General features: G+C 47.2%; 12 protein-coding genes. 6 read left to right on the forward strand and 6 right to left on the reverse strand.

What is annotated here, in order from left to right:
• Positions 1-91: 91 nt before the first annotated feature.
• Positions 92-1,012 (forward strand): M14 family metallopeptidase, encoded by a 921-nt coding sequence (locus D6M16_RS12250; RefSeq protein ID WP_120512171.1) that lies wholly within the window; start codon positions 92-94, stop codon positions 1,010-1,012.
• A gap of 133 nt (positions 1,013-1,145) precedes the next feature.
• Here the strand turns inward: D6M16_RS12250 and D6M16_RS12255 are convergent, their stop codons facing one another.
• On the reverse strand, positions 1,146-1,844 hold the full coding sequence (locus tag D6M16_RS12255) for an FMN-dependent NADH-azoreductase (protein WP_120512172.1): 699 nt from the start codon (positions 1,842-1,844) through the stop codon (positions 1,146-1,148).
• Between the two features lie 123 nt (positions 1,845-1,967).
• Between D6M16_RS12255 and D6M16_RS12260 the strand changes: the two genes are divergently transcribed.
• Entirely contained in the window at positions 1,968-2,846 is an 879-nt protein-coding gene (locus D6M16_RS12260) for a LysR substrate-binding domain-containing protein (protein WP_120512173.1), read from the forward strand.
• 12 nt (positions 2,847-2,858) lie between these two features.
• Here the strand turns inward: D6M16_RS12260 and D6M16_RS12265 are convergent, their stop codons facing one another.
• Positions 2,859-3,578, reverse strand: a complete 720-nt coding sequence (locus D6M16_RS12265) for a glutamine amidotransferase-related protein (protein WP_120512174.1) — start codon at positions 3,576-3,578, stop codon at positions 2,859-2,861.
• Positions 3,579-3,662: 84 nt separating this feature from the next.
• Between D6M16_RS12265 and D6M16_RS22260 the strand changes: the two genes are divergently transcribed.
• Entirely contained in the window at positions 3,663-4,478 is an 816-nt protein-coding gene (locus tag D6M16_RS22260; protein ID WP_162941016.1) for an AraC family transcriptional regulator, read from the forward strand.
• A 15-nt stretch (positions 4,479-4,493) separates the two neighbouring features.
• Here the strand turns inward: D6M16_RS22260 and D6M16_RS12280 are convergent, their stop codons facing one another.
• Positions 4,494-5,912, reverse strand: coding sequence for an MATE family efflux transporter (locus D6M16_RS12280; protein WP_120513153.1), 1,419 nt, complete (start codon positions 5,910-5,912; stop codon positions 4,494-4,496).
• 630 nt (positions 5,913-6,542) lie between these two features.
• Here D6M16_RS12280 and D6M16_RS12290 point away from each other — a divergent pair.
• The 3 genes from D6M16_RS12290 (at position 6,543) to D6M16_RS22540 (ending at position 10,281) form a co-directional block, all read left to right on the forward strand.
• Positions 6,543-7,241 (forward strand): PEP-CTERM sorting domain-containing protein, encoded by a 699-nt coding sequence (locus tag D6M16_RS12290; RefSeq protein WP_162941017.1) that lies wholly within the window; start codon positions 6,543-6,545, stop codon positions 7,239-7,241.
• Between the two features lie 76 nt (positions 7,242-7,317).
• Entirely contained in the window at positions 7,318-9,489 is a 2,172-nt protein-coding gene (locus tag D6M16_RS12295; RefSeq protein ID WP_120512177.1) for a cytochrome-c peroxidase, read from the forward strand.
• Between the two features lie 255 nt (positions 9,490-9,744).
• Positions 9,745-10,281: a hypothetical protein gene (locus D6M16_RS22540; RefSeq protein ID WP_120512179.1), complete on the forward strand. Its 537-nt coding sequence runs from the start codon at positions 9,745-9,747 to the stop codon at positions 10,279-10,281.
• A gap of 46 nt (positions 10,282-10,327) precedes the next feature.
• Here the strand turns inward: D6M16_RS22540 and D6M16_RS12310 are convergent, their stop codons facing one another.
• From D6M16_RS12310 to D6M16_RS12320, 3 genes are all read right to left on the reverse strand, one after another.
• The gene (locus tag D6M16_RS12310; protein ID WP_120512180.1) at positions 10,328-11,884 is read right to left on the reverse strand and encodes a cytochrome-c peroxidase; all 1,557 of its coding nucleotides are present in this window, start codon (positions 11,882-11,884) and stop codon (positions 10,328-10,330) included.
• Positions 11,885-12,046: 162 nt separating this feature from the next.
• Positions 12,047-12,364, reverse strand: a complete 318-nt coding sequence (locus D6M16_RS12315; RefSeq protein WP_120512181.1) for an AzlD domain-containing protein — start codon at positions 12,362-12,364, stop codon at positions 12,047-12,049.
• Position 12,365: 1 nt separating this feature from the next.
• On the reverse strand, positions 12,366-13,139 hold the full coding sequence (locus tag D6M16_RS12320; RefSeq protein WP_120512182.1) for an AzlC family ABC transporter permease: 774 nt from the start codon (positions 13,137-13,139) through the stop codon (positions 12,366-12,368).
• Positions 13,140-13,268: the final 129 nt, after the last annotated feature.

The raw sequence follows: 13,268 nt of genomic DNA on the forward strand, positions 1-13,268 counted from the left end.
AGAATATCTTCCGCTGCCAGATGATTGAACGCGCGCTTCAGGAGGAGTAAGCTTCTGACGCCTGAACACAAAAAATGAATTAAGGACAGCTATGAGCAGTAAGCGTACCTACCCGATTGGCACTCCGGGTCAGAAATGGACCATGAAAGAAAAAGCAGAGTGGCTGGCTCAGCTCACCATCAAGCGCTCCTATCTGGATGAAGTGGTCACTAAAATTGACGCCCTGAAAGATCGCTTTGATGTTTCTCAGTATGGCGCTCTGTCTTATGACACTGAGAAATACCCGCTGTTCGTCATCAAATCCCGTCACTGGAATGTGCAAAAGCCGACCATTCTGGTCACAGGTGGCGTGCACGGTTATGAAACCAGCGGTGTACATGGCGCCCTGCAGTTTGTCGATGAAAAAGCGCAGCATTACAGCCAGTTTTTCAACATTCTGGTGGCCCCTTGTGTCAGCCCCTGGGGTTACGAGACGATTAACCGCTGGAACCCGAATGCGATCGATCCAAACCGTTCCTTCTACGACAACAGCCCGGCGGAAGAATCGGCGGCACTGATGAAGATGGTTAAAGACCAGGGTGTGGAGATTCTGGCGCACATCGATCTGCATGAAACCACAGACACAGACGAAACCGAATTCCGTCCGGCTTTGGCGGCACGTGATGGTGTTGAGTACAAACCCGGCAGCATTCCTGACGGTTTCTACGTGGTGGGCGACACCGACAACCCGCATGATGCTTTCCAGAAAGCCATCATTGATGAAGTACGCAAAGTCACCCATATTGCCCCGCCTGATGACGAAGGGAACATTATAGGTTCACCGGTTTCTCAGGAAGGCGTGATTGATTATCCGCTGAAAAAACTCGGCCTGTGTGCAGGTCTGTCTGACTGTCAGTACAGCTCCACCACAGAAGTGTATCCGGACAGCCCGCTCGTCACGCCAAGTGAGTGTAACAATGCGCAAGTCGCTGCCATTGTGGGGGCGCTGGAGTACATTCTGAAGCAGCAATAGCATGCATTTGCTAACTGCAAGGCATGCAATCAAAGTTACCGATCAAAACATTTGATTTTCTGAGCCACCTGTTAACAGGTGGCTTTTTTCGAGTTCCAGTCAACGCGTCAGCAAAAACACACCGATTGGGCGTTCAAATGTCTGCAGCCCTATTAAAAGAATGCTCTGACTCTCGGTGTGCCAGTGACCGCGCCAGTTTTTCAGCCTCTGAATAGGCCGCTTTCAGCGATGCCTGATGGCGGCTGTCACCAAATTCCTGGTAGCCGGCACTTATTTCATACATATGTTCCACACCCAAATAGTGACTCATAACACGAATATGCGGGCCAAGGTGGTTCATCGTTTCGCGTACTCCTCCGGCTTCAAAACCAAATTCACCGCTAGAGCTGATAAGTACCAGTGTTTTGCCGGCTAAAGTCGGCGACAAAGGAAAATCACCGCGCTCCAGATCAAATGAAAACGTTTTATTAACGCGTATTACCTGATCAAACCAAGCTTTCAGCGTAGCAGGCAGACCATAATTGTACATAGGTGTCGAGATCACTATGGTGTCCGCGGCTATCACTTCTTCAATAAGTTCATCAGACAATGCCAGCACGGCCCTCTGGGCAGTGGTCCGGTTCACCTCCGGCGTAAAAGCCGCAGCAATCCAGTCCTGGCTGATGAAATCGGGCGGATTCAGACCAATATCTCTTTTAATAACAGTTGTTTGAGGTGAATTAGTCAGCCATGCATCCATAAATGAAGCCGCGATTTGTTTTGAAATTGAATTATGACTGGGTACAAGGTTGTCTGTTCTTCGTGCACTGGCATCAATATGTAGAATTGTCATACGCCTAATCCTTCTGTTCCAAAGTAAGTGATGGTCAGGGAATAGTATCTGCCTGAGTGACAGGGATGACAAAAGGGATATACTTGGCTACAGATGAATAAAACTTACCTGTAGGAATATTGAATGTTCGCCCAGCTCCCCTCACTCAGCAGCTTTCGGGCATTTGAGGCTGCCGCGCGGCTGAGAAGCTTTAAAGAAGCAGCGGCTGAACTTTATGTTACGCCTACCGCCATTTCCCATCAGATTCGGCAACTGGAAGCACAGTTGGGGACTTTGCTGTTTGAGCGTAAAACACGCGCGGTTGAGTTAACTCAGGAAGGAGAGGCATTACTGGTCGCCACACATAATGCATTGAAACAACTTCAATCAGGCGTAGATAATATACGCCGACGAGCTGGCACCATCATCGTAAGCACAACATCTGCCTTCGCCAGTTTATGGCTGGTACCAAGACTGGAACGGTTTCGACAACAGTATCCTGATCTGGATGTCGTTCTGAAAACCGGTGAAAGTAAAGAAGATGTCGAACACGACAGACGCTTTGATGTGGCTATCCGTTATGGCTATTGTCCGGTTTCGGATCCACAATCCATCCTGCTTTTAAAAGAAACATTATGTTATGTGGCCTCACCTTCTTATTGTGAGCAGGTAAAAACAGCAGCAAACGCCACTATTTTTACCACCCGATGGAAAAATGCCGATTTACCCGTCGTTGAACCTTCACTTGAAAGTTTCACTCCTGACACTGCTGCGTCTGTGAAAATCAGGTATTTTGATCAGGAAAATCATACGGTACAGGCTGCATTAGCAAGCCAGGGCGTCGCCTTCATCAGCACGTTACTGATACAGCAACCAATGAGCGAAGCATGGCTGATACCACACCCTGCCTTTGCATCATTACAACAACCAGGGCTTGAGTATTACGCTGTCATCCCAGACCGACACAGACAAACTGCCGCGGTTCAGCAGTTTGTAACCTGGCTCAGGCAGATGCTCACTTAAACGATATCAATCTCACTCATTCTGCGATTCAGCCACCAGCGCATCCAGAAAGCTGAATAATGCGCGGTTCATTTCACTGTAATCGGCATTGCGCAGTTGTTCTGCTGTCTGAATAAAGGGCTTGTTCTCATGATTGTTGAGATCGTCACCAGAGTAACGGATAAGACCTTCCACCGAGTCGCGGGTAAATTCGGGGTGGCACTGAAATCCATAGGCTAACGGGGTGTATCGCACAATCTGGCGCGGGCAGCCCAGACTCGTTGCCAGCACCTGACAGTCCGGCGTCAGCCCCGGCATGTCATTATGCCAGTGGCCTACAACCAGCTCGTGCGGAAAACCTTCAAACTTACGGTCCAGTCTTGCATGTTTGTTAAGCACGATAGGGAAGCAGCCCACTTCCGGCTCCAGACTCCGGCTATACGGCGCACCTAACGCTTCCCCGAGAAGTTGTGCCCCCAGGCAGAACCCGACTACGGGCGTTTTGCTCGCGACGGCTTTTTTAATCAATGTAATTTCTGCTGCGGCATCAAAATGCGGGCATTCATGCGTCGTTGTTGCCGGACTTTGCGGGCCACCCAAAACAATCAGCAGATCCATATCATCGCCGCGCTCTGGTAATACCTCGCCCAGATAAACACGCGAATATGACGTCGAATAATTGCGTTGGTCAATCCACTGTAATAAAGCGCCCGGCCCTTCAAACGCTTCATGCATAACAAAATGTATTTTCATTGCTTTTCCTTCGCATTTTTGTCTTTGAGTTTCGATGACACAACCCATACTATGCGCGATACGTTCCGGTCAGGTAGCGACAGTATGACAAAAAATATCGACAAAAAGACATATGCAACACCCGATGGAAATACACTCATCGCAACCCATTCGTACCAGCCTCTTCTGATCAACACTCTGAATATGGTCAAAGGATTTCACGACCAACCGCATCAGCACCCATGGCATCAGATTATTTTTCCATCCAGGGGATTATTGAAATGCAGCACAGGTACACATCACTTCTATATTCCGCATCACAGGGCATTGTTTATCCCGGCACACACCCGGCATGAGTCCAGGGCGCTGCAAGACACTACATTTATAGCCGTGTACCTGAATCCAGAGTGTTTAACGCACGTACCTGCGTTCAGCCAACCAATTGAAGTGACGCCATTTTTCCGCGAACTGATCCTAAAACTCAGGCACTCCGTATTGCGCGATCAAGCACAGCCCCCTGGCATCTTACGCCTGCTGGCGGTACTGGAGGACGAGCTAAGCGCAGAAAAAGACAGTTCACTGGAACTGCCCATGCCACAAGACCGTCGGCTTGCGCCTATAGTCGATGAGCTGCTGAGTGATCCCGGCAGCACAAAAACACTGGCGCAATGGGCCCGCCAGGCCGGTGCAACCGAGCGGACATTGTCCCGGGTGTTTCAAAAAGAAATCCAGCTGACGTTTCCGCAATGGCGGCAGCGCCTGCGGCTCATGACGGCAATGACCCTGCTTGAGCAAGGTTTACCAGTGCAGGATGTAGCCCATCAAGTCGGTTACCAGTCTGTTTCCGCTTTCATTGAAGCATTCAGGCTGGCCTTTAAACTAACCCCACAGCAGTTTAAACAGCAACGTACCCTTGAATAGTGCCACGCTGCTGATCTACTGATTGCCTTTTTCAATTAAGGCTTCATCCGTGATATGAACTATCTGTTGCTCTTCTTCAGTCAGGCGGGTCTTTTTCCATGTTCCGCGTTTAAACCAGCAAAACGCAAATATGGCGACCACCACATTGGTAACGGCAAATGACCACCAAATACCGTTATCTTGCAACGCTGTATGTTTTGACAACACATACGCAAGAGGAAATTGCACCATCCATTGCGACACCAGTGCAACCATCATGGCGTTCTGCATATTGCCTGACGCCCGAAACGCGGAAACGACGCAAAGCTGTACACCTATACCACCCCAAGTCAGGCACATAGTACGCAAAAAGTGTGCACCTTCTTTAATCACCTCAGGATCATCGGGGATAAACACAGCAATCAAATGAGGAGCAAACAGATAGAATACGATCCCAATTACCGTCAGACCAAGAAAGCCCCATAGCGTGCCCAGCAAGGTGATTTTTTCTGCACGTTCCGTCTGGTTCGCCCCTATGTTCTGCCCCACCAAGGTCGACACGGCCATCGACAGCCCCATGGCCGGAATCATGACAAACTGCAGCAAGTTCGAACCCACGCCATAAGAGGCAATCGTCACAGTGCCGAAACTCGCTACCAGAAACGACAGGATGATCATCCCCAATGCCCTTGCAGACAACTCTACCGAGCCGGGTACACCAAGGAAAAACGCTTTTTTGATATAGGCAAAATCGGGTTTGAAGTTGTGCCATTCCAGCTGTATGCCATGCCGCCCCCGCATGAAGACCGTAAGGCCAAGCATTGCAGCAATGGATTGGGTGACCAGTGTTGCCAGTGCCGCCCCCATCACACCCAGCCCATCAAAACTACCAAGGCCAAAAATAAACAAAGGGTCGAGAAAAAAGTTGAGGATCACCGTACCGAAGACAATCATCAGTGGGATTTTTATCTGCCCGATCCCCCGCATCAGAGACTGAAACATGGCGAATAAAAAAACAAAAACCACGCCGATAAACGACACGTGCATGAACTTGAGTGCATCGTCATAGACCTTTTCGTTCACGCCCAGTAACGTCAGGAAATAGGGCGAGAGCAGATAACCGGTTAGTCCCAGCACCGCCGATGTAACCGCGACCATCAGCATGGTCTGAGCGGCAACATGATTCACTTTATCCCGCCGCCCGGCCCCCATGTATTGTGCCGATAGTGTTGCACCGGCCATGGCTAAGCCCGAACCTAATGCAATCACCAGAAAGGTAACAGGCATACTGACAGACACAGCAGCCACTTCCGACGCACCTAAACGTCCCACCCAGAATGCGTCTGTCAGCTGATAGGCCGACTGAAGAATATTGGTCAGAATAATGGGAACCGCTAACGAGATTAGTGCTTTGTTGATGGGACCTTCGAGAAACCGGTTTTGTCTGCCTGTCATCGCCATGCCTTATGTTCTTATCGTTGTCAATACGTCTTGAAGATGCGGATACTTAAGTCAATATAGTTAGTCCGCCTCTATAAGTATTCGTTTTTATGGTCTTTTTGTTACTGAATAAATGCATGTCAATCTGACAACCCGTTGATGATGACTCTAAACGTCACTTACTCAGCGCTTCAGCGACCCTTCCTTTTTCTAGTGAACAGCCCACAAAATAAGAAAAGTAGTAGTAATTATTATCAACAACACAATCAAACCAATTCGAAAATAATATCAATTAACCGAGAATACATTGATGCAGTCAATATAAATTACAACAAAGAAAAACAACAAAACACTCACACGCAACTGTACGATAAACACCCCGACAGAAACAAACCAGCCCACAGTAATCCCAACCCATTGTTTATGAATGATAAAAAATTATGTACTGCAGGGATTAATCACTACCGGGACATGATAGGTATTGAACCAGACTAACTGTCGGGAATAATTACACCTCAAAAAAAACACGATAACACCAAGACAAAAACCTTTTAAAACAACACATTAATCGGCATGAAAATTCGGCATGAATTTGGCATTAATTTATCGCGAGATAATTTAATACTAATAAAGCAGGGGTATATCATGAAGATTTCGTCTAAGTTTCGAACCATCCGCACTGGCTTATATATTTCAGGTCTCTTGTTATCAACAACCTCACAGGCAGGTCTGGTCGATATATTTTCATTTTCCAGCTTCTTTTCTCCCAATGGTACAGATGTTTATGTAGACACTCCACTCGACAATTACGGTATTGGCTACAGTGATGTTCCCTACCAGTTTGTCACTTCTTTCACCTCTTCGCTTGATAGTTATAATTACGGTACATTACGGTGGGATATCAAAAATAAATCAGGCAACACTTTTACTGATATCCACATTATTGGTGTATTAGATGCAGTCATTGATTTTTACGGTGATGACGATTATGCCTATAATGCCGGCAACAGTGCCGACAGCTGGGAGATAAATGACAGCTATGATCTTGCCGGAAACTTTTACTACTACGGCTTAACTCTCAATAATTCTGTAACTCAAGCTTTCTTTTCACATGGCCTCGCGCTGGGCTTTAACATCGGTGAGTTCTCACACGGCTCTGTTTTATCCTTTACCTACACCCTTAAAGATTATGGTCCTGGGTTGCATTTAACCGACAATTATTACACCGACTTATACTTCGACGGTACGTATCAAGTTCCGGAACCCGGCTCTCTGCTTCTGTTCACTACTATTTTATTTGGAGCAGGTGTGTCACTAAGAAGACGTCTTAAAATTAACTCATAGATTCATTTAACATTAGCCAATAATAAAATCTCTGAAGTAAGCATTGATTGTTGTTTATTAATGCGAGGGAAAAATAATGGGACAAAATAAAAAAGCAATGCGCTTTGGTGCGCTCTGTAGCACCATTGCTTGTTTTAGCTTGGGGGCTGTATTTTTTGCACAATCGGAAATACCTGCCGAAGAACCTGAACCAATAGAAAGTTTGATTCCTGAAGCACTCACGAATCTTCAGGCACCGCTGCCCGATTTAACCGGTATTGTCAGAGACAAAAACATCGCCATTAAACTTGGCAAAGCCCTCTTTTGGGATCAGCAGGTCGGCAGTGACGGACAAGCCTGTGCCAGTTGTCACTTCAAAGCTGGGGCTGATGGCAGGATCACCAATATCCTTACACCCGGCCTGTTACGAGTCGATACCAACGGCAATCCCGATCCTGATACTGAATTTGGTGGCACCGTCCCCCCCAGTCCGGCGGGAACGGCAGGCTTTACCGCCAGTAACCAAGTGGCCCGAGCGAATATCACGCTCACGCCGGATGATTTTCCGTTTCATCAACTCGTTGATAAGGATGACCGCAATTCAGCAATTATATACTCCACCAATGACTCCGCTACATCACCGGGAACCTTTGATGGTTCATTCGGCACTGTCATTCCCAGGGATCTGAATGAGTATTGCGGGGATCCGGAAGGCAACATTTTCCATACTCAATCCAATTTGGCGACCCGCAAAGTCGAACCCAGAAACACGCCAACGGTCATCAATGCTGTTTTTAACTTCAGAAATTTTTGGGATGGCCGCGCCAACAATATCTTTAACGGTACTGACCCGTTCGGACGACGTAATGAGCAAGCGAGGGTGATAATCCTTAACGGCCGTACTCCCGAACTTACCCGGATCGACCTCAACAATGCCAGCCTGGCTTCTCAGGCTGTCGGGCCTGCATTAAGCGATTTTGAAATGTCCTGTGCCGGCAGACAGTTTGCCGATCTTGGTCGACGCCTTGTGAGCTTGCAGCCGCTGGCCCAGCAAGATGTCGCTAACAATGACAGCCACCTGTCCGATTTGGTTCATCCCAGCGGCAAAGGTTTGCGAACCAGCTACGCTCAGTTGATCCGGATGGCTTTTGATCCAAAGTACTGGGCAGCCCGTGGCAACTTTGTCATTGATAACAGTGGCAGTGAGCCGGTACTTGTGAATAGCAGTCAAGGCTATACCCAAACCGAGATCAATTTTTCTCTGTTCTGGGGCATTGCTATCATGCTCTACGAAGCCGAACTCATTTCCGATGATACGGCGTTTGACCGTTTCAGAGGATGCCATGAACCAGCCTGTTCACCAGCCATTGAACCCAATGACAATGCGCTCTCTGAACAGGAAAAACAAGGGCTGATGGTGTTCATTGATAAAGGGAAATGTGTGAACTGCCACAAAGGCCCTGAGTTCACCTCTGCCGCGATTCATCTGCAAGCAGAAAATCAGGAGGAGGGGCTTGTTGAGCGAATGATCATGGGTGACAACCAGATCGCACTCTATGATAACGGTTTCTACAACATTGGGGTGAGGCCAACCAATGAGGATCTGGGCGTCGGTGCTGTTGACCCCTGGGGCAACCCACTGTCTTTTACCCGCCAGTATTTTGATATTTTACTTGGTAATAATGCGCCTGATCCGTTTAACGTCGATCCCTGTACCTTTGAGGTTCCTGTACTCCCTGATCTCCCTTGCGACTCCGCGCAGCAAACCAATGCACTAAGAGATCGGGTCATCGCAGGTCTGGAACGTGATGCTGTCGACGGTGCCTTTAAAACACCCGGACTGCGGAACATTGCGTTAACAGCACCGTATTTCCATAATGGCGGTGCCGCGACGCTTGAGCAGGTTGTCGAATTCTACAACCGGGGAGGAAACCGCAGAGGCACTGAGTCAAACAATAACTCTGGCTTTGGCAGTAATGATTCAAACCTGGATCCGGACATCGGGCCGCTGGGTTTAAGCTCTCAGGAACAAGCCGATTTAGTGGCTTTCCTGAAAACCTTAACCGATGAGCGGGTACGCTGTGCACAAGCACCATTCGACCACCCGAGCTTAACGGTTTCCAATGGCCATCTCGATCAGGACATCAACAATGATAATCGTGCTGATGACATACTGATCACCCTGCCGGCTGTCGGAGCGTCCGGTTTACCCTTCAGTCAATGCTGGGCAAATTCAGGCGACTTGTTCAATCAGGGAGGGCCGCTGTAACGCTTCGGCAATCAAGTTCAATATCACCAGTCAAGGCCAATACAGTTTGGCCTTGACTGGCCTTAATAAGCACAAGCTCCGGCACAAGATTCGCGACGCAATCACACTTCCCAACATAGAACATAGCATCAAACACCACGCCGATAAGCAACATAGTCCGTGCCGCAATATGACTCACAATAATCATCTTGCTTCAGGCAGACTATACTTTACAAGCTACCTGCTCAGCACCGTCATTCGAATAAGGATAACGGTATGAAACTCATCAGATATCTTCCTCTGGCATTGTTTGTTCTTACAGGAATACCTGCTGTCACCAACGCTGACGATAAACAGGCAATGTTAGATGATGCCCTGAGTGCCGCCCCTCCGTCACTCAGAGAGAAAGTCACCGTAATGGACTGGGAGAACAATGTTTTACAAAAAGGCTCCAGTGCTTACACCTGCTTTCCAACGCCTCCTCAACTGAAAGGAACCGCTCCTATGTGCATGGATGGTCCGTGGATGGCATGGGCACAAGCCTGGATGAAAAAAGAACCCGTTGAAACGAAAACGATAGGTATTTCTTACATGCTGGCTGGTGACGGCGGCGCGAGCAATATCGACCCTTATGCAGAAGGTGAAACTGCAGATAATCAGTGGGTGGTTGAAGGGCCACATTTAATGATTATCACGCCAGATAAAACCTTACTCGACTCGCTTCCCACCGATCCCAATAATGGCGGGCCATATGTGATGTGGAAAGGTACTCCCTATGAACACATCATGGTGCCGGTTGGGCCAAGGAAATAATCAATAACAAAGAAAAAAGCGAGATAAATATCTCGCTTTTTATTGCCTATTTTTTACTTTGTTTCGGCGGATTACTGCTTGATTTATAAGGCGCCGGTGGTTCTACTGTTGTGGTATCGGTTAAGGTTTTCAGGTAAGCCACAATAGCCTCTTCCTGGTGAGCCGATAATCCCAGATCCCCCGTGACACCACCAATACTCAGGAAGGGTGCGTCGGGTATTTCAGGCGCAGGCCAGCAATTATTGGCCAGTGCATCTTTTTCGGTCACGATACTTTCTGGGCAGCGCGTAATACCGAAATCCGCGGCGGTCTGTCCGTTAACGTCTGAGGTATTGTAGAAATGTACAATACTTTCCAGGCTCTTGAACCAGCCATTGTGCGTGTAAGCTTTGGTAAAACCTGTTCCCGGACGTTTATCGACATTGCGCAATGTGGGTGTTTTATGGGCACCAATAAAGGCATTCTTAATAGTAAAAAATGGGAATGTGATATCCGGACTCAAGCCCAAATTGACCAGAGTTGGATGTAGCCCGAGGTCGGGTAGCGGTGAACCGGGTAACTCATAGTTTCGCGGCACGCCAATTGCGTGATAGCTGTCATCGGTATACCGCTCCAGAGGATGAGTACCATTGGCACCATTACTGTTATGACAAATGACGCAACCTGCTGGGCCATAGAACAGGTCATGCCCTTCATTTTCAAGATCAGTTAAACCATCCAACGGAAATTGCTGATTATCATCTTCAGCAAGTGCAATATCGCGTTTTGAGTTAAAACGATTGTTATCTTCAGACATTTGCCATGCTGCTAAAGCTACAGCAAAACGCGCAAATGCTGTGGCAGCTTCGTCTTCAGACTGACAAGATAAATCCACTCCCCATGATTGGTAATACAGCTCTTTACCCCATTTGGTCGACTCTACCTGGTTACAGACATCTTCTTTACTCTTATGGTTTTGCTCGACAGGGTTCAAAAATGGGCTTGCAAAGGCCTGATCAGCAAGGGGGCCAAGGTATTTAGAATAAAATGCAGATTTCTGTCCACTGGCGTCATTCAGATTAAAAACCAAGTTCGTGTTTTCGACAATATCTCCGTTCGCACGTCCATTCCAGAAGGCACCACCGCAAGGAAAAAATCCACATGTCCCCTGCCCTGCAAGCTGGAGTAATTTCAGCCCTTTTGCTTCACCCTCATGTATAAAACTGACGTACTGATTTGTCGGTGGTTTTAAGCCCCCGGCATTTTTTACCGTCGTTTTTTCCTGCCCATCAGCTAAGTCTTGTGGCCTTAAATGTGGTCTGGCCCCCGTGACTGCGACCTGATGTAAATTCACACCGGAGACATTATAGGTTCCGCCGGTGTTAGGCGCGTGGCAGGTCGCACAGGACATTCGATTTGGATCAGAAATATTTTCAAAAAATAATCGCTTTCCTAATTCCTCTATGGGTTGTAAATCATAGTCATTCTCATTGTCACTTTTTGCTTGTGAATTAAATGAAAGCAACGCTGCCATTATCAGAACAGATGTTCCGATTATTTTTACCGGTTCTAAAAACGTACTGATATTATCAGGCTGTATGCCTTTTGATGCTTGCATGGCCATGGTTAACCTCTTCTTTTTTTCCACGCACAAGTCAGCCACCCATTAAATCAGGCAACTGTTCGGAGGATAAGACTTGATTAACCAACTATAACTTAAGTTTATAAAACCACATTTCTCAAAAAAGAGAAAACCCTTGCAATCAACAATATAGACAACAAATTCTTATTTTAGATAAAATGATACGCAAAAAAACACTACCATGCTGACCAGCGCCGTTAATAAAACATTCTTTGTTTTCATAGCGATTAAAACGGCAATCACAGCGCCGATTAAATATGGATTGCTAAACGTGATATTTATAGTATTTTTCTCAGGCAAAAAAACAATAGGCACCCAAATAGTCGTTAATACAGCCGGGCTTGAATAACTTAAAAAACGCTGCGTCTGGGCGTTTAGTTTTACAGGCAACCGAGGGTCTAAAAATAGATAGCGACTTGTAAAAATAATCAGCGTCATTGCAAATATAGTGAGCCAAATCATCTTATTTTTCCTGCTTTCTTACATTTTCATGACAATAAATCGATTTATTTCCAATCAATCGTTCAGAAATATATCCTCCTGCCATTGCCGCTAAACTGGCTATCATCAGCCCGCCTTCTATTTCCAGAGCCGCCATTAAAACCGACATCACCAACGCAATCAGTACTGTGATTAATACCGGCCAGCGCTGAATACTGGGTACAACGATAGCGATAAAAGTAGCGGCGATGGCAAAATCCAGTCCCAGGCTGTCCAGATTGGGAATAAATTTTCCTGCGAAAATCCCTGCTAATGTGGCGATATTCCAACTGATGTAAAACCACAGCCCAGCGCCCAGAGCATACCAAGGTTGAAAACGCTGTGGGGACTGGTTACCACACAAGGCAAACAGCTCATCGGTCAGAAGAAAGCCCAATCCCAACCGCCAGCGAAGCGGAAGCGGGCTGATCACATTGCGCATTGTGATGCTGTACAACAAGTGCCTGGAAGTAATGAAAAAGGTGGTCAGTAAGATAGTCACAATACCCACCCCTGCTTTCAGTAACCCGGTTGCTACCAGCTGTGCTGCCCCGGCAAACACTATCGCTGACATAGCGACACTCTGAAACACGTCCAATCCGGCATCAATAGCAAAGGAGCCCGCAAGTAACCCCCAGGGGATAACAGCCACACATAAAGGCATCACAGCAAGCGCACCTTGCTTGAACAACCGTCGTTTTTCTTTGCCAGTCAGTACAATGGCAGACGTTTCCTTTGATATTGCTTTATCTTTCATTGCCTTACTACTACCCACACCACGAAAACAGCGACTTTACGACAAATTATTATTTCAATCTTGTACAAATTTGTCTTTTACAACCATAAGGGCGCAGATTCATAACGTCATAACTAATTATTGATATTG

The sequence above is a fragment of the Photobacterium salinisoli genome (assembly GCF_003614885.1).
In the GTDB taxonomy this organism is placed as follows: domain Bacteria; phylum Pseudomonadota; class Gammaproteobacteria; order Enterobacterales; family Vibrionaceae; genus Photobacterium; species Photobacterium salinisoli.